Raw genomic sequence first — 17,111 nt, 5'->3', positions numbered from 1 at the left:
ATGTTTAAAACAAGCATTAAATTAGTTTTCGCTTATTTAATGCTTGTTCAAGTGGCTTTAGCTACTAAGCCCGATTTATTTTTACTCAAAACCTACGATGACAGCAAAGATGTTGTAGGTTGGGTGATGAGTGAAAAACTAGATGGTATTCGTGGCTTTTGGACTGGCAAAGAGCTGCTTACCCGAGGAGGTGTGAAACTCACGCCACCGAAATGGTTTATTAAAAATTATCCGCCGTTTGCTATTGATGGCGAACTTTGGACCAAGCGTAACGATTTTGAAAATATCAGCTCAATTGTCCGTACTAAAAATGCCGATGATCGTTGGAAGTTAATCACCCATAATATTTTTGAAGTGCCAAATCAGCAGGGCGGGCTACTCGAAAGATTGTCAGTCTTAAAAAGTCATTTATTTAGCCATTCTGTGCCACACCTTAAAGTGCTTAAGCAGACACAAATTCAAAGTAAACAACAACTGCAAAACTTCCTAACAGAGGTAACGAGTCACAAAGGCGAGGGGGTTGTGGTGCGCAACCCAAGCACTTTATATCAAACAGGGCGACTATCCTCAGCGCTTAAGGTTAAACAATACTTGGATACCGAATGCACCATATTAGAAATTTTGCCAGGAAAAGGTAAATACCAAAATATGATGGGATCGGTGTTGTGCCAAACAGATTCTGGCAAGAAATTGAAAATTGGCTCTGGTTTTAAGGATAAAGACAGATCAAACCCACCAGCTATTGGTAGTAAAATTACATTCAAATATTACGGCTTCACAAAAAAGGGTAGTTTCAAATATCCAGTGTATTTAAGGGTTAGACAAGAATAGTTTAAGCTTGATTTTTAATTAATAGAGTAACCAAAACATGATAAAAATTGCAGTAGCTGGCGCATCAGGGCGCATGGGTCAATCCATTATCCAGTCCATTGAGCAGTCCGATAAAACCACTCTAGGCGTTACCCTAGATAAGGGAGATGACCTAAACTCTGTGATTGATCAGTTTGATGTTTTAGTTGATTTTACTCGCCCAGAAGCAACCCTTGATTATCTAGCTGTTTGTATTGCTTCAGGTAAGTCCATGGTAATTGGTACAACAGGTTTTGACGATGCTGGCCTACAAATGATTAAAGATGCGGGCACAAAAATCCCCGTAGTGTTTGCACCCAACATGAGTGTGGGCGTAAATTTATCGCTTAAATTGCTAGAGATGGCGGCCAAAGTCATTGGTGAAGAATCTGATATTGAAATTGTCGAAGCACATCATCGCCATAAAGTTGATGCACCTTCTGGCACCGCACTTAAAATGGGTGAAGTAGTCGCAAATGCACTAGGCAGAGATTTATCCAAATGCGCTGTGTACGGCCGTGAAGGAATCGAGAAACCTCGTGATCGTCAAACCATTGGTTTTTCTACCATTCGAGGTGGCGACGTTGTGGGCGAGCATACAGTTAGCTTTTTTATGGAAGGCGAGCGTGTAGAAATCACCCATAAAGCTTCATCACGCATGACATTTGCCAATGGTGCTATTCGAGCATCAGCTTGGTTACAAGGTAAGCCTGCAGGCCTGTATTCGATGCAAGATATACTAGATATTTAAGGAGAATTTAAATGCTATATGCTGTTATTTCACAAGATGTAGAAAATTCATTAGAAAAAAGAATGTCAGTACGCCCAGCACATGTTGAGCGCTTAAAGCTTTTACAAAGCGAAGGTCGTTTGATCTTAGCAGGTCCACACCCAGCCATCGACAACAACGAGCCCGGCGAAGCAGGCTTTACAGGCTCTCTGGTTGTTGCAGAGTTTGAATGCTTGGCAGATGCACAAGCCTGGGCAGACGCTGATCCATACATGTCATCAGGTGCTTACGCTAGTGTGATCGTTAAGCCCTTTAAAAAGGTATTACCATGAGTTTAATTTTCCGCCCTTTATTTGAAAAAGAAAGTTCAACATATACGTATTTATTAGCTGATTCTAAAACCAAAGAAGCAGTTATTATTGACGCCGTTAGCGAAACCAAGCAGCGAGATATTGGCCTGATTGAAGAGCTTGGACTAACGCTTAAATACATTATTGAAACGCATATCCATGCAGACCATATTACCAGCTCATGCCCACTAAAAGATCAGTTCAAACAAGCACAAATTGTTCTGGGTGATGCCAGTCCTGTGGCTTGCGCAGATATCTTAATTAAGGATGGTGAGTATTTAGAATTTGGCGAATTTAAAATTAAAGCCATGACTACCCCAGGCCACACCAGTGGCTGTATGTCTTACGCTATTAACGATAAAGTGTTCACCGGAGATGCATTGTTAATCAGAAGCTGCGGGCGTTGTGATTTCCAAGGTGGCTCTGCTGAAAACCTATATAACTCCATCCAATATTTATTCACTTTGCCAGAAGCAACCCTGGTTTACCCAGCGCATGATTATGGTGGGCGAACAGTTAGCTCAATTTGGGAAGAAAAAGCCTTTAATGAAATGATTGGCGGCGGCGTTGATCAAGCCGAGTTTGTTCGTCGTGTTGACGCAATGAAGCTATCACTTCCAGCAAAAATTCATGTCGCCGTGCCTTCAAACCAAGTGTGCGGATCAAAGATCATCACCGATTAGATATGATAAATGGTTACTCGCTAGATCCACATCCCAAAATTAAGGTTGTCACCGAGCAATATGCCGTGGTGCGCATTCCTCGCGTCAAGCGTGAGCGTGCGTCTGCTAGAGGCAATTCCTCGCCTGCTCTATGGGGAGGTTTTGCCTCAATTGAAACTGATAGAGAAATTTATGATTAATGGCTATTCACTAGACCCTCATCCGAGTATTAAGGTGGTTACTGAACAATATGCGGTGGTGCGTATTCCTCGTGTCAAGCGTGAGCGTGTGCCTGCAAATAATGTCGACATTGTTGAAACGCTCGAACAAGCAATAGAAAAATCAGACACAGCTAATCACTTGTATGCTGCTAAAGTTTTGGGCCCATCTCGCTCATCTGAAGGCGTAACTTTGTACTATATTTTGGACATGTATAACTATCCATGAAGTGGCTTATACTCACAATCTTGTTTTTATCATCCATCGTTATCGCTGATGACAAAATAGAAATCGAGCTTAGCTCTGGCGAAGTAATCCTAGCAGATACTTTTAAAGCCGATGGCGACACCTTGTATCTATACCTTCCATCTGAGCGTGGTTTTGGCAAAGGCCACATTCCAACAGCGCAACAGCTGGCTTTTGATGGGAACGACGTTTGGGCACTTGATTTACACACAAGCTACATGGTGCCAAAGAATCGCAGCAGTATCAACGAATTCAGTATAGATGATCTCGTAGAGTTGATCAGCCTCACGCAAGACCAAGGCTTTAAACAATTATTCTTTGTTAGCTCAGGTAGAGGCGCCCAGCTCGCCCTCAAAGCTGCGTATCAGTGGCAAATTAAACATCCTGATGATGCTTACCTAAAAGGCCATATTTTCCATTCTCCGCATCTAATCAAAGGCGCACCTGCATTAGGTACCGAGGCAGAATATGTGAATGTTGCTAAAGTCAGTAATTTACCCATTTATATGATCTTAACTCAGTACAGCACTAAATATTTCCGTGCTAAAGAAATCTTGAATACCCTAAAATTGGGCGGCAGTTCAGTATTTGTGCACCGATTAAAAGGCGTTCGTGGTGGGTTTTATATGCGCAATGAGGAAGATCTGACCAAACTAGATCTAAAAGTAAAAGCAGATTTAGCCAACATCTACATCCAAGCAGCTAATTTACTCTCAACTGTTACTCCACTTTCGCCAAAAACACTATCAAAACGCAAATCCACTAAATCCAGCCTTAACTTTAGCGAGCCAATGCTCAAGACTTATAAAGGTAAGCAAAACATTGTATTGCAACTAAAAGATTTAAATGGCAATATAGTCAAGCTAAGTGATTATAAAGATAAAGTCATTTTGCTCAATTTTTGGGCAAGCTGGTGTAAACCTTGTATTAAAGAAATCCCTTCTTTAGTTAGGCTCGGTGACAAACTAAAACAACAAGATTTTGAAATAATTACAGTCAATGTGGGCGAGTCAGCTCGCGAAATTAGCGACTTTAAAAAACGCGTAAAATTTGATCTATCCATCCTACTAGACGATGAAGGCAAAGCCGTCCAAGATTGGGGTGTGTATGCCTATCCGTCAAACTTTATACTGGATAAAAATGCCATCATTCGCTACACTTATCGCGGTGCACTAGAATGGGATTCTCCTGCGATTATTAAAACCATTGAAAAACTCTTTTGAAACAATACGACGTGATTATTGTTGGTGCTGGTGCTGCAGGATTGATGTGCGCTGCTCAAGCGTCTCAACGTGGGCGTAAAGTTCTCGTGCTTGATAAGGCTATTAAAGCCGGCAAAAAAATTCTTATTTCTGGTGGTGGAAAATGTAATTTTACCAATCTCTATATTGAGCCCGAAGCCTACATTTCAAACAACACTCATTTTTGTAAATCCGCTTTATCGCGCTATACCCAATGGGATTTTATCGCTCTATTGGAAAGCCATCATTTGCGTTGGACAGAAAAAACCTTGGGGCAATTATTTTGCGATCAAAAATCGGGTGCCGTGCTTAGAATGTTGCTAGATGAGTGTCAGCAGGTTGATATGATGTTGGCATGCGATATCAGCCAAGTTGCGTTTGAATCAGACTATGTTGTGCAAACAAACCAAGGTGATTTTCAAACGCAAGCACTCGTCATTGCCACGGGCGGCCCTAGTATTCCAAAAATGGGTGCCAGTGATTTTGGCCTGCAAATTGCCAAACAATTTGGGCTTAAGTTCGTCGGCTTTAAGCCGGCCTTGGTGCCACTCACTTTTCATCAACATGATATTAATAGCTATTTTAAAGACCTTTCTGGTCTTTCACTAGATGCAGTGGTTGCTTGTAATGGTGCTAGCTTTAGAGAGGCGTTGCTGATTACTCATCGAGGCTTAAGTGGTCCCGCTATTTTACAAATATCTTCTTACTGGAATAAGGGCGATGCTATTGAGATTAACCTTTTGCCTGATTTAGATGCGAGTGAATATTTGCTAAATAAACAACAGTCACGTGGCAAGGCGGAGCTTAAAACCATTCTGGCTGAATTTTTTCCAAAGCGCTTGGCTGAGCGCTTGGCCAATACTTTGAGTGCAAAAGCATTGGCCGATATCACCCTGGGTGAAATTAAACAGCACGATCTAAAAGCATTTGGTTATCGTTTAAATCACTGGCTGTTAGTGCCTAGTGGCACTGAAGGATTACGCACAGCTGAGGTGTGTACGGGTGGTGTGAATACCGATGAACTGTCTTCTAAAACGCTAGAATCAAACAAGCAGTCAGGGTTGTATTTTATTGGCGAAACGGTTGACGTAACTGGTTGGCTTGGGGGTTATAATTTCCAATGGGCCTGGTCGTCTGGCTGGGCAGCAGGGCAAGTAGTCTAATTTAAAATCATTCATATCCCTATAATTTGTGTATGATTATTCAAGGGGTAAAAAAAACTAGGCAATCATGATTAAATTTGGTGAAAAAGTAGCTGGTTATGACGAGCTTATGTTTAATGAACGTGAGGTAAGGGCGGCAGCTGGCATTGTCTTTTTGCTTGCTTTTATGGCGTTTATGAACGGTTTTTTAACCGGTAATAATGAGCCGACTAAGCTGATAGTATTGGTATTTTTGTTTGATTTTTTTATACGTATTTTTTTAAGTCCAAAATACGCGCCGTCGATGGTTATTGGGCGTTGGATGGTGAATAACCAAAAACCAGAATACACAGACGCCGCACCCAAAAGATGGGCCTGGGGTATTGGCTTTAGCTTGGCAGCCATTATGTTTTATTTGGTGGTTGTTAATGATATTCGTGGTCCAATTAACATCCTAACGTGTGCTTTATGTTTGAGTTTATTATTTTTTGAGGCGGTATTTGGTATTTGTGCAGGCTGTAAAATTTACAACTTCTTTCATAAGGAAAAGGTTAAGCATTGCCCTGGAGAGGTTTGCGATTTGAGCAGAGGTAGAGATAAAATCCAAATCCTAAATTTAGTGCAAAAAACTATATTTACTTTGTCCATATTAGCACTACTCTACTTGGCATTTGGTGGCATAATAGAATTTCTAATTTTTGGGGAATGATATGAAAAAATCGATTTTACTTTTTAGTTTGTTAATTATCTCAGTGGCGTCATACGCTTCACTTGAAGTGAAAAAAGTGGCTGACAATGTTTATGCTTTAGTGGGTGAAACTACACAGCGCTCAGCGAGTAATTTTGGCAATAATTCAACGCACGGCGTTATTATTACCAATGAAGGTGTTGTAGTGATTGATTCAGGTGCGAGCTATTTGGGCGCCCAAGAGATTCATCAGGCTGTTCAGGCGTTAACAAACAAACCCATAAAAATTGTGATCAATACTGGCGGACAAGATCATCGCTGGTTGGGTAATGATTATTTCCAAAAATTAGGCGCTAGAATTGTTGCTTCGAAGAAAACTCAAAATGATCAAAAAGTCAGAGCTGATTATCACCTAACAAGATTGGGCAGTTTGATTGGTGAGAGCCTAGACGGCACTAATCCTGTGTTTGCAGATGAAGTGTTTGATACACAGAAAAACATTGAAATTGGCGGCATTAAATTAGAGCTTTATCATGCTGGCGCTGCACATACGGTGGGCGATATCTTTATTTATATGCCTAGTCAAAGTGTGATGTTTGCTGGTGATATTGTTTTTAACGATAGAATGCTCGGCATCGGCCCTGCTAAAAATACACAAAGCTGGATTGATGTTTTTGAAAAAATGGCGAGCTTTCAGCCTAAGCATATTGTTCCTGGTCATGGCCGGGTGTCTGATTTATCGACAGCGACAAAAAATACACAACAATATCTTAAATTTTTAAAAGATAAAATTATCAATATTTTAGAAAATGATGGTGACATGCTTGAAGCAAGTAAGATTGATCAAAGTGATTTCCATTTTTTATCAGGCTATCAAGACATTGCCGGCAAGAATGCCCAATGGGTATTTGAGCAAATGGAATTTGACTATTAACAAAAGGATAAGGGAATGAACAAATCTATTTTATTGTTATTATCATTGCTTATAAGTGGCATTGCCGCCGCTGAAGCAGTTGAAGTAAAAAGCTATGGTCATTATAAAAAAATGATCCATATGAAAAACACCGATGGTGTGGTTGGTTTAAAAATGGCCATTCCAAAACACAACTCATACGCAGTTGGCGCTATACAAGACGGCGCTGGTGAAATTACGGTTTTAAATGGTAAGATTTATCTTGATTACGGTAAAGATGGTATGGGTAATTCAATCCATACCATTCCGCCTCATGAAAAAGCAGTATTGCTAGCAACCAGTAGTGTGGATAAATGGCAAAGCACTAAGATTAAAAAACCCTTAGCAAAAGAAGATTTGTTTAAAGCCATTCTTTCAAAAGCAAAAGAGATGGGTTTAGACGTTAAAAAGCCATTTCCATTTTTGCTAGAAGGTAGGTTTAAAGATTTACAGATTCATGTGATTAATGGAAAAAATCCAAAGTTTGGAGGTCATGGCAGTAAGGAAAAAATGTTCCACATGACAAAAGAAACAAGGGGCCATCAAGCGGCAACTATTGTAGGTTTTTACTCAGCAGATGATCAAGGTACTTATACGCACCCTGGCGAGTCTTGGCATCTACATGCAATCATTGATGATATTGGCGCTCACGTTGATGAAATACACTCAGGCATGAATGTAGTGTTAAAACTTCCTATGGTAAAAATCCATGATAAGCGCTATAGTTTAGGCCTTGATGAAGCAGAAAAAGCTGAGTTTCTTGCTGAAATGAGACAGATGTTAACCAGCATTCAGCAAATTATGACAGGTATTGCTACAAAAGATAAAGACATGATTATCAAGGCGGCGAGCTATTCTGGTAATAGAATGGCAAGAGCAACGCCACAATCGGTTAAAGACAAAACCCCGGTATCTTTTGAGCGTATTGGTGGCCCAACTCACATGATGTTTGAAGAACTAATTATTAACGTAGAAGAAATGGATTTAGATGATGTGGATGATATTACAGACTTGGCAGAATTTACAGGAAAATTAATGAGAAACTGTCTAGCGTGTCATGCTGCGTTCAAAGTGGAATAACTGTAAAATAAAAAACAAGAGAATTGTAAGGAGAAAAAAATGAAAGGAATTCGAACTTTATTTGCCCTTTCATGGGCGCTAATCGCACTCGGTGCAGTTGCTGTTTTTGGTTTGAGTGATGACACTCAAGATAAAGAGATTGTTAAGGAAAAAACAGCGAAAGAGTGTGAGATCCCTGCTTTTGCAAAAGCCATTGGACATGAAGATAAATGGCTATTGCATAATGGCTGCCCAGCAAGAGAAATTGAGCAGAAAAATGATGAGAAATAGCCTATTGTGAAAATTTGACAAATTTTTAGATTGGGCGAAGTTTTAAGTATTATTAACGTTAAAAACCCCTTTAAAACAAGGTTTTAAAGGGGTTTTTGTTTGTTTTTGGCATGCCAAGCAGGTCATTTTCACCCCGCAAGGGGGTGCAAGCAAAATTTGCTAAATTTTTAAAGGATATTGCAGGCCTCGTCAAAGCTTAAGCGCGGACTTCTTGGGAAAATCTTGCTACTGTCCCCCTGTCCAATGGCGCATAAAAATATTGATTTTGTTTTGCCATCTGCAAAGAATTCTTTATCCAGAGTGTCGCTATTAAAGCCACCCATAGGGCCACAATCAAGACCAACTGAGCGAGCAGCCATCATAAAATATGCACCTTGTAAGGTAGCATTCATTTCACCGGCAGATTTGATCTTTGCATCATTGCCAGCGTACCAGCTACGAGCATCAGCGTGAGGGAATAAGAAGGGTAATTTTTCATAAAATTCAATATCATAGCTAATAATAGCGATAACAGGTGCGGCCATGGCTTTATCTACATTGCCTTCATCAAGATGAGCTTTAAGCTTTTGTTTGGCTGCGGCTGATTTAACAAAGGTAATACGAGCAGGTGAGTTGTTAGCGGCTGTTGGGCCATATTTCATTAACTCATAGATTTGGTTAATTTGCTCATTAGATACATCTGAGTCTAACCAGCCATTGTGACTTCTGGCATTAATAAATAAAGTGTCTAGTGCATTCTGGTCTAGCATTAAAATATCCTTAACAATAAATAAAAAATTACTATGCTAGATTATATATTTTTCGACACCACTCTCTCGGCCAAATTTAAAGACCATTTAACAAAGGTGGGAATAGTATTTAAATGTAAAGATGATGAAAGTTTTGGCTCTGTGCAGGGGGAAATTGTCTCGATTGCAGACGATACACAGGATGATGTGCTAGATACATTACAAAATTTGTATGACAATCTGCAAGACGAGCTGGAGAAAATACTCGAACAAGAGGGTGATGGTCTACTAATGAATGCGGCTGGTATGGAGGTTAAACTCAAAGATGGATCAATCTGTACGCTTAGAGTTTCGCCTGAGATTGTTACGCGCATCCTAACTGTGTTAGAATTTGACGAATTGCAAGCTTTTATAGAAAATATTGCAAGAAGTGTCGAAGAGCCCGATAGTGGGCATTTTTGTCACAACAAACCGGAGTAGAAAATGAGCGAATATTTTGCGATAGTGTCGTTTGAATTAAATGATAAAAACTTATTAAATGATTGGAAAGTTTTTTCCAAGGAAATTGATGAGGATATTTCTCAAGCGGACGGATTTATTTCACGTGATTCAGGCATTGATGAAAATGGAAAAGTTTATTGTTTAGTAAAGTGGCAAAGTGAAGCACATCAACAAAACTTTAGAAAACAATTGGAAGCTAATGAAAATTGGCCTAAAACCATGGAAAGATTTGGCACTATTGCTAATATGAGTACAATGACACCTAATAATTTAGAGGTTCTTTAAACATGAGTAAAATTACTATTATCGGTTCAGGATTTGCCGGGCTTACCGCTGTTAAAACCCTTCGAAAGCAAGATAAAACGGCTGAAATAACGCTGATTTCCCCTAGAGCAGAGTTGGTTTATATGCCAAGCCTTATTTGGGTGCCATCGGGCGCTGCGAGTAAAAAAGACATTGTGATTCCACTTGATAATTTTTTTAAACGTATGAATGTGGTGCATATCGTTAGCGAAGTAACTGGACTAGAAAACCAAGGTAGATCAGTGGTTACTCCGATTGGAACCTATGAAAACGATGCACTTATTATTGCCTCAGGTGGACGATTTATTAAGAAACTACCTGGTATTGAATTTGCTATTACGCCGTGTGAAGGTATAAAAGCTGCAGAAGACATTCGCGATCGCGTTAAATCAATGGATGGTGGTGATATTGCTATTGGATTTAGTGGCAACCCTAAAGAACCTAGTGCAATGCGTGGCGGCCCTATGTTTGAATTTTTGTTTGGATTGGATACTCAGCTTCGCGCTGAAGGCAGACGTGATAAATTTAACCTAACCTTTTTTACCCCAGCCGCCAAACCAGGCGCTCGCTTGGGTGAAAAGGCGGTTGACGGTATATTATCAGAGATGAAAAAACGCAATATTACGACCCATCTTGGCCATAAAATAAAGCAGTTTACGGCTGAAAAGGTTGTGACTGAAGGTGGCGAGTTTGCTGCTGATTTTATTTTATTTATGCCAGGCATGACGGGTAATACATGGTTTGATAATACTGACCTTACACGCAGTGAAGGTGGGCTATTAAAAGCTAATCAATTTTGTGAAGTTGAAGGCTTTGATAATGTATTTGTTGCGGGTGACTCAGGCTCTTTCCCAGGTCCTGAATGGATGCCAAAACAAGCTCATATGGCTGATCTTCAAGCGGCAGCCGCTGCAAAAAATGCACTGGATAATTTAGACGATAAAGCTTCTAGTCATACTTTTAAAATTGAGCTAATGTGTATTGTTGATTCGAATAATAAAGGTATGTATGTTTCTCGAAATTTAAAAGGCGGCTTGATGTTGCCAAATTGCAGACTCATGCATATTGCTAAAAAAGTATTTGGCTGGTGGTATTTGCGCCAGTACCGCTAGGGAGTCTGTATGTCTGATTGTTTATTTTGTAAAATTATCGCTGGTGAAATTCCGTCGAATAAAATCTTTGAAGATGAAGATGTTTATGCATTTCATGATATTGGTGCGCAGGCGCCACATCATTTTTTAGTAATTCCCAAACAACACATTGCCACGATTAATGAAGCTGACGATGCTGCTTTAATCGGTAAGTTGACACTAACAGCTAGCAAAATTGCGAAAGAGATGGGTTTCGCAGAAGAAGGCTATCGTGTGGTGATGAACTGTAATGAAGATGGCGGGCAAACGGTTTATCATATCCATCTTCATTGTTTGGGTGGGCGGGCGCTTACTTGGCCACCGGGATAAAGCTGCTACAAGATCTGGTTTTTTTCATAATATAAAACCTTGTTTTTTATAACAATATCTACCAAAATTCCTAATCACAAATAAGATAAAATTTACGCCTTGAATTTATTTTAATTTTGAAAATCCTATGAGCAATGAATTTTTAGACAGACATATCGGCCCAAGCGCTGAAGACATCACTTCTATGTTAAATAGCATCAACTGTAAAACAGTCGATGAAGTTGTTGTTAAAACCGTGCCAGAGTCAATTTTATTTGGCAATCGTATGGATGTGGATGAAGGTCTAACCGAGCGCGATAGTTTAGAGCTAGCAACCAAGCTTGCTGGTGAGAATATATTAGCCACGAATTTTATTGGTCAAGGTTATTACGGCACACTTATGCCTAGCGTTATTCAGCGCAATATTTTAGAAAATCCGGGTTGGTATACGGCTTATACGCCGTACCAAGCGGAGATTTCACAAGGGCGTTTGGAAATGCTATTAAATTTCCAGCAAATGATTATCGATCTAACGGGTATGGATATTTCTAATGCTTCCCTACTCGATGAGCCAACCGCTTGTGCGGAAGCGATGATGATGGCTAAGCGCGCTAATCGTAAAAATAAATCCAATCGATTTTTGATTGATAGCAATACCAATGCTCAGACGATTACTATTTTACAAACTCGTGCTAAGCCACTTGGGATTGAGTTGGTTATTGAAGAGATTCAAAATAATGATTTTAGTGACTGTTTTGCCGCGCTTATGCAATCTCCTGGTACCAATGGTGAAGTGCGTGATCTGAGTTCTGATATCGCTAAGGCTAAAGATAATGGCGTATTAACGATTGTGGCTTGTGATGTATTGGCGTTGACACTCATTAAAACTCCTGCTGAAATGGGTGCTGATATTGCCGTGGGTAATTCGCAGCGTTTTGGTGTGCCAATGGGCTTTGGTGGTCCGCATGCCGCTTATTTGGCCACGCGTGATGAATTTAAACGTATGGTACCTGGACGTCTTATTGGTGTATCGCAAGATGTATTAGGCAACCCAGCAATGCGCATGTCGTTACAAACCCGTGAGCAACATATTCGTCGTGATAAAGCTACTAGTAATATTTGTACAGCGCAAGTTTTATTGGCTGTGCTTGCAGCAGCTTATGGTATTTATCATGGTGCAGCGGGGCTTAAGAAAATTGCTAGCAAAGTGCACACAAAGGCAGCTAGCCTTGCGGCGAGCTTAAAGGCGGCTGGGTTCGAGCTGGCGACTGAGCAATTTTTTGACACGATTACGATCAATACAGATGCAGCGTCAGCATTATTTGCACAAGCACAACAAGCGGGTATTAATCTGCGCTTGTTAAATGATACGCAATTGAGTATTGCCATAGATGAGGCAACTACTAAGGCTGAATTGTTAAACCTTTTAGGTGTTTTTTCGGTGAGTGAATTGATTGATTCAGAAGGTATTTTGTCTGAAAATATGATGCGTCAAACAGAGTATTTAACGCATTCAGTGTTTAGCGACTATCATAGTGAAACTGAAATGATGCGTTACTTAAAGCGTCTGGAAAACAAAGATATTGCGCTCAATCACTCAATGATTGCACTGGGTTCTTGTACGATGAAGCTTAATGCAGCGACACAAATGTATCCGATTAGCTTGCCAGGTTTTTCAAAACTCCATCCTTATGCACCAACTGAGCAAACTAAGGGTTATCAGCAGTTATTTAAAGATTTGGAGCATTCTTTGTGTGAAGTAACCGGTTATGACGCGGTATCTTTACAACCCAATGCTGGTTCACAAGGGGAGTTTGCGGGTTTATTGGCGATTCATGCTTATCATGATTCTCGTGGCGATGCACATCGTAATATTTGCCTTATTCCTTCTTCCGCACACGGCACCAATCCGGCTAGCGCCATTATGGCTGGTATGAAGGTGGTGATTGTTAAATGCGATGAAGCGGGCAATATTGATATTAATGATTTAAAAGCCAAAGTGGAAAAACATGCTGATAATCTTTCAGCTATTATGGTGACTTATCCATCAACCCATGGTGTGTTTGAAGTAGAGATTAAACAAATTTGCGATATTATTCACACAAATGGTGGTCAAGTTTATTTAGATGGCGCCAATCTGAATGCGATGGTGGGTGTTACGCGTATGGGTGAATTTGGTGCGGACGTCTCACATATCAACTTGCACAAAACCTTTGCCATTCCACATGGCGGTGGTGGCCCAGGTATGGGTCCGATTGGTGTTAAGGCGCATTTGGCTGAGTTTTTGCCAGGTGATCCACTAGAAAAAGACTCAAATGCAGTATCGGCAGCAATGTACGGTTCTGCTTCAATTTTGCCAATTTCTTGGAGTTATATCAAGCTCTTGGGTAAATACGGCATGCAACGCTCAACCGAAGTAGCGATTGTTAGTGCCAATTATATTGCAGATGCCTTGGCACAGAGTTTCCCGATTTTGTATCGTGGCGATCAAGGCATGGTGGCGCATGAGTGTATTATTGATATTCGCCCATTAAAAGAGCAAAGTGGCATTTCTGAAGAAGACATTGCTAAGCGTTTAATGGATTATGGGTTTCATTCTCCAACCATGAGCTTTCCAGTGGCAGGCACGCTAATGATTGAGCCAACAGAAAGTGAATCAAAGCGTGAGATGGATCGCTTTATTACAGCGATGACAAGCATTCACGATGAAATTCAAAAGGTAATTGATGGTCGTTGGGATAAAGACAACAACCCCCTTAAAAATGCGCCACATACAGCGTATGAGATGAGTGGTGAATGGACTTACCCGTACACAAGACAAGAGGCTTTGTATCCAGTTGAATCATTGGTGGCGAATAAATACTTCCCACCCGTTAAGCGTATCGATAACGTCTACGGTGATCGAAACCTTTTTTGCTCGTGTATTACCACTGAAGACTTTGCATAATTTAGCTTTTCTCATCTGAAAGTTGCATTAAAATAGCTCAAAACTTTTATATAAAAGTGAGTTATTTCCAGGGGGAAAATGAGCCAAATCGGCCTTGAGCAGCAAAGCGTCGCAGAGTTTTCAGAGCGCGCTTATCTTGATTATTCAATGTACGTCATTCTTGATCGTGCTTTGCCGTTTGTCGGCGATGGCCTCAAGCCGGTACAACGCCGTATCATCTATGCAATGAGTGAGCTGGGGCTTAAGTCAACTGCTAAATTTAAAAAATCAGCTCGTACTGTAGGTGATGTTTTAGGTAAGTTTCATCCGCATGGCGATAGTGCTTGTTATGAGGCGATGGTACTTATGGCTCAGCCATTTTCTTATCGCTATCCGTTTATTGATGGCCAAGGAAACTGGGGTGCACCGGACGATCCAAAATCATTTGCTGCGATGCGTTATACCGAGAGTAAGCTTTCTCGTTATGCAGATTTACTATTAAGTGAAATTAATCAAGGCACAGCTGAGTGGGCAGATAATTTTGACGGATCTCTTCAAGAGCCTAAAAACTTGCCAGCACAAGTGCCAAACTTGTTGCTCAATGGTACTTCGGGTATTGCGGTAGGTATGGCAACAGATGTGCCGCCACATAATTTAACAGAAGTGGTGAATGCTTGTATTCAGCTATTAGACAAGCCCTCTAGTGATCTAGATGAAATCATGCAAATTATTCCAGCGCCTGATTATCCAACCAGCGCCAATATTGTATCGTCATCAAAAGATTTAAGGCAGATCTATGAAACGGGTCATGGCTCGGTTAAGATGCGTGCCACTTATCAAAAAGAAGAGGGTGATATTGTTATTGAAACACTGCCTTTCCAAACATCTGGCTCTAAAGTTATTGCTCAAATAGCAAGCCAAATGCGCGCTAAAAAATTACCATTGGTGGATGATATTCGCGATGAATCAGACCATGAAAACCCTACTCGCATTGTGATTGTGCCACGCTCTAATCGAGTTGATGCCGATAGCTTGATGCTGCATTTATTTGCCACTACTGATTTAGAAAAAAATTATCGCGTTAATATGAACGTGATCGGTCTAGATGGTAAGCCACAAGTTAAGCCTTTGGTGCCAATGCTGAAAGAGTGGCTGGTTTATAGAACTCAAATTGTTACTAAGCGACTTAATTTCCGTCTGGACAAAATTCTAGCACGGTTGCATATTTTGGAAGGCTTGTTGGTGGCTTTCTTAAATATTGATGAAGTGATTGCCATTATTCGTGAAAACGATAAGCCAAAACCAATTTTAATGTTACACTTTAAATTGACAGAAATTCAGGCTGAGGCAATTTTAGAGCTTAAATTACGCCATCTTGCCAAACTAGAAGAAGTTAAGATTCAATCAGAGCAAGCTGAATTAGCCGCTGAAAAAGATAAATTAGAGTTGCTGTTATCGAGTGAAAATCGCTTAAAAACCTATATCAAAAAAGAGCTAAAAGCCATTATTGATGATTTTGGTGATGAGCGTAGGTCTTATATTAAAGCGGACGTTAGTGTTGCACAGGCATTTAATGAAGATGATCTAGTAGCTGCTGAAAATGTCACGGTAGTGCTGAGTGACAAAGGCTGGGTGCGTAGTGCCAAAGGTCACGATATTGATCCAACAGCGTTGAATTATAAATCAGGCGACAATTACTTAACCAGTGTGCAGGGAAGAAGCAATAAAAATGCAATTTTTATTGACACCACAGGGCGCTCTTATTCATTACTAGCGAGTTCACTGCCTAGTGCACGAGGACAGGGCGAGCCACTAACTGGCAGGCTTTCTCCGCCAACAGGCGCTGAGTTTGTTGATGTGGTGATGGGTGATGATGCTCAGCATATTTTGCTAGCATCTGATGCAGGCTACGGATTTATTGGTACGGTTGGTGATTTACTCTCAAAGAAAAAAGCGGGCAAGGCTTCGTTGAGTGTGCCAAATGGTGCCAAGGTGATGAGTGTTATTAAGGTTAATGATTTAGAGAATCAATATGTTGCTGTGGTGACTAATCGCGGCCGACTATTGGTTTTCTTGGTTTCTGAGTTGCCTGTTTTATCTAAAGGCAAGGGTAATAAGCTAATCCAAATTCCGGCTGCAGATCTTAAAGCTAGAGCAGAGTTTGTTGTTAGCACTTGTGTCTTGTTAGAAACTCAAAATCTTAAGGTTTATGCGGGAAAGCGCCACTTAACCATTAAATTCCAAGATTTGACTAATTACATTGGCTCAAGAGCTCGACGCGGAAACTTGCTACCTAAAGGCTATCAAGGTGTTGATGCGCTTGAAGCGATTGAGTAACAATCACCCGGAGATTCAAGGTGTAATAACACCCCTATCAAAGGTATAATTAGTCTTTTTGCCAATTTTTCCGAAATGTTCGTCCTAAAAATTGTTACAGATTTTGCCTCGGCTCACTCGCTGAGAAATTACCCAGGAGATTGCTCCCGCTTGCATGGTCATAATTGGCAGGTGGAAGTACTTGTTGCTTCAAAAGTGCTAGATGATGTTGGCATGGCGATCGATTTTCGAGAAATTAAACAACAAACAAAAGTCGTCGTTAAAAGGCTGGATCATCAATATTTGAATGATGTTGCACCTTTTGACGAGCTCAACCCTACTGCTGAAAATATTGCTAAATATTTTTATGAAGAAGTCGGTCAATTAATCAACAACCAAGATGTTCGTGTTAAAGAGGTTACCATTTGGGAAACACTTCGGGCGTCTGTCACTTATTCGGAGGATTAAT

20 protein-coding genes are annotated in these 17,111 nt (G+C 40.5%); 19 read left to right on the top strand and 1 reads right to left on the bottom strand.

The genetic code is table 11. The features are described 5' to 3' along the window. The 12 genes from SP60_RS01625 (at position 1) to SP60_RS01575 (ending at position 8,429) form a co-directional block, all read left to right on the top strand. A complete protein-coding gene (locus SP60_RS01625; RefSeq protein ID WP_053950981.1) occupies positions 1 to 831 on the top strand; it encodes a DNA ligase in 831 nt (276 codons plus the stop codon). Positions 832 to 868: 37 nt separating this feature from the next. Next, the gene (dapB, locus tag SP60_RS01620; protein WP_053950980.1) at positions 869 to 1,600 is read left to right on the top strand and encodes a 4-hydroxy-tetrahydrodipicolinate reductase; all 732 of its coding nucleotides are present in this window, start codon (positions 869 to 871) and stop codon (positions 1,598 to 1,600) included. 11 nt (positions 1,601 to 1,611) lie between these two features. Then, positions 1,612 to 1,911, top strand: a complete 300-nt coding sequence (locus SP60_RS01615; RefSeq protein WP_053950979.1) for a YciI family protein — start codon at positions 1,612 to 1,614, stop codon at positions 1,909 to 1,911. After that, positions 1,908 to 2,612, top strand: coding sequence for an MBL fold metallo-hydrolase (locus SP60_RS01610; RefSeq protein ID WP_053950978.1), 705 nt, complete (start codon positions 1,908 to 1,910; stop codon positions 2,610 to 2,612). Before SP60_RS01615 ends, SP60_RS01610 begins: the two co-directional genes overlap by 4 nt. Continuing rightward, positions 2,585 to 2,791, top strand: a complete 207-nt coding sequence (locus SP60_RS08365; RefSeq protein WP_158403306.1) for a hypothetical protein — start codon at positions 2,585 to 2,587, stop codon at positions 2,789 to 2,791. Before SP60_RS01610 ends, SP60_RS08365 begins: the two co-directional genes overlap by 28 nt. Next, positions 2,784 to 3,038, top strand: coding sequence for a hypothetical protein (locus SP60_RS01605; RefSeq protein WP_199401938.1), 255 nt, complete (start codon positions 2,784 to 2,786; stop codon positions 3,036 to 3,038). Before SP60_RS08365 ends, SP60_RS01605 begins: the two co-directional genes overlap by 8 nt. Continuing rightward, positions 3,035 to 4,279 carry a TlpA disulfide reductase family protein gene (locus SP60_RS01600; protein ID WP_053950977.1) on the top strand — a complete coding sequence of 415 codons (1,245 nt, stop codon included), beginning with the start codon at positions 3,035 to 3,037 and terminating at the stop codon, positions 4,277 to 4,279. The genes SP60_RS01605 and SP60_RS01600 overlap by 4 nt, the downstream gene beginning before the upstream one ends. Further along, positions 4,276 to 5,460, top strand: a complete 1,185-nt coding sequence (locus tag SP60_RS01595; protein WP_053950976.1) for a BaiN/RdsA family NAD(P)/FAD-dependent oxidoreductase — start codon at positions 4,276 to 4,278, stop codon at positions 5,458 to 5,460. The genes SP60_RS01600 and SP60_RS01595 overlap by 4 nt, the downstream gene beginning before the upstream one ends. Positions 5,461 to 5,527: 67 nt before the next feature. Next, on the top strand, positions 5,528 to 6,148 hold the full coding sequence (locus SP60_RS01590; protein WP_053950975.1) for a DUF4395 domain-containing protein: 621 nt from the start codon (positions 5,528 to 5,530) through the stop codon (positions 6,146 to 6,148). 1 nt (position 6,149) lies between these two features. Beyond that, entirely contained in the window at positions 6,150 to 7,061 is a 912-nt protein-coding gene (locus tag SP60_RS01585) for an MBL fold metallo-hydrolase (RefSeq protein WP_053950974.1), read from the top strand. A gap of 15 nt (positions 7,062 to 7,076) precedes the next feature. Next, on the top strand, positions 7,077 to 8,159 hold the full coding sequence (locus SP60_RS01580) for an acetolactate decarboxylase (protein WP_053950973.1): 1,083 nt from the start codon (positions 7,077 to 7,079) through the stop codon (positions 8,157 to 8,159). Between the two features lie 39 nt (positions 8,160 to 8,198). Then, a complete protein-coding gene (locus SP60_RS01575) occupies positions 8,199 to 8,429 on the top strand; it encodes a lipocalin/fatty acid-binding family protein (protein ID WP_053950972.1) in 231 nt (76 codons plus the stop codon). A gap of 167 nt (positions 8,430 to 8,596) precedes the next feature. Here SP60_RS01575 and SP60_RS01570 read toward each other — a convergent pair whose 3' ends face one another. Further along, on the bottom strand, positions 8,597 to 9,178 hold the full coding sequence (locus SP60_RS01570) for a malonic semialdehyde reductase (RefSeq protein WP_053950971.1): 582 nt from the start codon (positions 9,176 to 9,178) through the stop codon (positions 8,597 to 8,599). A gap of 33 nt (positions 9,179 to 9,211) precedes the next feature. On the opposite strand from SP60_RS01570, the gene SP60_RS01565 reads away from it, so the two are divergent. From SP60_RS01565 to queD, 7 genes are all read left to right on the top strand, one after another. Further along, on the top strand, positions 9,212 to 9,637 hold the full coding sequence (locus SP60_RS01565) for a hypothetical protein (protein ID WP_053950970.1): 426 nt from the start codon (positions 9,212 to 9,214) through the stop codon (positions 9,635 to 9,637). A 3-nt stretch (positions 9,638 to 9,640) separates the two neighbouring features. Further along, positions 9,641 to 9,943 carry a hypothetical protein gene (locus SP60_RS01560; protein ID WP_053950969.1) on the top strand — a complete coding sequence of 101 codons (303 nt, stop codon included), beginning with the start codon at positions 9,641 to 9,643 and terminating at the stop codon, positions 9,941 to 9,943. Between the two features lie 2 nt (positions 9,944 to 9,945). Then, positions 9,946 to 11,073: an NAD(P)/FAD-dependent oxidoreductase gene (locus SP60_RS01555; protein ID WP_053950968.1), complete on the top strand. Its 1,128-nt coding sequence runs from the start codon at positions 9,946 to 9,948 to the stop codon at positions 11,071 to 11,073. Positions 11,074 to 11,082: 9 nt separating this feature from the next. Beyond that, positions 11,083 to 11,421 (top strand): histidine triad nucleotide-binding protein, encoded by a 339-nt coding sequence (locus SP60_RS01550; RefSeq protein ID WP_053950967.1) that lies wholly within the window; start codon positions 11,083 to 11,085, stop codon positions 11,419 to 11,421. Positions 11,422 to 11,548: 127 nt separating this feature from the next. Continuing rightward, complete coding sequence (gene gcvP / locus SP60_RS01545) at positions 11,549 to 14,347, top strand: aminomethyl-transferring glycine dehydrogenase (protein WP_053950966.1); 2,799 nt, start codon at positions 11,549 to 11,551, stop codon at positions 14,345 to 14,347. Positions 14,348 to 14,425: 78 nt separating this feature from the next. Next, a complete protein-coding gene (gene parC, locus SP60_RS01540; RefSeq protein WP_053950965.1) occupies positions 14,426 to 16,663 on the top strand; it encodes a DNA topoisomerase IV subunit A in 2,238 nt (745 codons plus the stop codon). Positions 16,664 to 16,738: 75 nt separating this feature from the next. Further along, positions 16,739 to 17,110 carry a 6-carboxytetrahydropterin synthase QueD gene (gene queD, locus SP60_RS01535; protein ID WP_053950964.1) on the top strand — a complete coding sequence of 124 codons (372 nt, stop codon included), beginning with the start codon at positions 16,739 to 16,741 and terminating at the stop codon, positions 17,108 to 17,110. Position 17,111: the final 1 nt, after the last annotated feature.

It is taken from the genome of Candidatus Thioglobus autotrophicus, assembly GCF_001293165.1.
GTDB classification, from domain to species: Bacteria; Pseudomonadota; Gammaproteobacteria; order PS1; family Pseudothioglobaceae; genus Thioglobus_A; species Thioglobus_A autotrophicus.
Note: the sequence above shows the minus strand (reverse complement) of the source record. Positions and strands in the feature narration are given on the sequence as shown.

What these genes read in the sequence shown, in the direction of transcription:
- SP60_RS01625 (WP_053950981.1), top strand. Translation starts at nt 1, where the DNA reads ATGTTTAAAACAAGCATTAAATTAGTTTTCGCTTATTTAATGCTTGTT.
- dapB (WP_053950980.1), top strand. Translation starts at nt 869, where the DNA reads ATGATAAAAATTGCAGTAGCTGGCGCATCAGGGCGCATGGGTCAATCC.
- SP60_RS01615 (WP_053950979.1), top strand. Translation starts at nt 1,612, where the DNA reads ATGCTATATGCTGTTATTTCACAAGATGTAGAAAATTCATTAGAAAAA.
- SP60_RS01610 (WP_053950978.1), top strand. Translation starts at nt 1,908, where the DNA reads ATGAGTTTAATTTTCCGCCCTTTATTTGAAAAAGAAAGTTCAACATAT.
- SP60_RS01605 (WP_199401938.1), top strand. Translation starts at nt 2,784, where the DNA reads ATGATTAATGGCTATTCACTAGACCCTCATCCGAGTATTAAGGTGGTT.
- SP60_RS01600 (WP_053950977.1), top strand. Translation starts at nt 3,035, where the DNA reads ATGAAGTGGCTTATACTCACAATCTTGTTTTTATCATCCATCGTTATC.
- SP60_RS01590 (WP_053950975.1), top strand. Translation starts at nt 5,528, where the DNA reads ATGATTAAATTTGGTGAAAAAGTAGCTGGTTATGACGAGCTTATGTTT.
- SP60_RS01585 (WP_053950974.1), top strand. Translation starts at nt 6,150, where the DNA reads ATGAAAAAATCGATTTTACTTTTTAGTTTGTTAATTATCTCAGTGGCG.
- SP60_RS01580 (WP_053950973.1), top strand. Translation starts at nt 7,077, where the DNA reads ATGAACAAATCTATTTTATTGTTATTATCATTGCTTATAAGTGGCATT.
- SP60_RS01575 (WP_053950972.1), top strand. Translation starts at nt 8,199, where the DNA reads ATGAAAGGAATTCGAACTTTATTTGCCCTTTCATGGGCGCTAATCGCA.
- SP60_RS01570 (WP_053950971.1), bottom strand. Translation starts at nt 9,178, where the DNA reads ATGCTAGACCAGAATGCACTAGACACTTTATTTATTAATGCCAGAAGT.
- SP60_RS01565 (WP_053950970.1), top strand. Translation starts at nt 9,212, where the DNA reads ATGCTAGATTATATATTTTTCGACACCACTCTCTCGGCCAAATTTAAA.
- SP60_RS01560 (WP_053950969.1), top strand. Translation starts at nt 9,641, where the DNA reads ATGAGCGAATATTTTGCGATAGTGTCGTTTGAATTAAATGATAAAAAC.
- SP60_RS01555 (WP_053950968.1), top strand. Translation starts at nt 9,946, where the DNA reads ATGAGTAAAATTACTATTATCGGTTCAGGATTTGCCGGGCTTACCGCT.
- SP60_RS01550 (WP_053950967.1), top strand. Translation starts at nt 11,083, where the DNA reads ATGTCTGATTGTTTATTTTGTAAAATTATCGCTGGTGAAATTCCGTCG.
- gcvP (WP_053950966.1), top strand. Translation starts at nt 11,549, where the DNA reads ATGAGCAATGAATTTTTAGACAGACATATCGGCCCAAGCGCTGAAGAC.
- parC (WP_053950965.1), top strand. Translation starts at nt 14,426, where the DNA reads ATGAGCCAAATCGGCCTTGAGCAGCAAAGCGTCGCAGAGTTTTCAGAG.
- queD (WP_053950964.1), top strand. Translation starts at nt 16,739, where the DNA reads ATGTTCGTCCTAAAAATTGTTACAGATTTTGCCTCGGCTCACTCGCTG.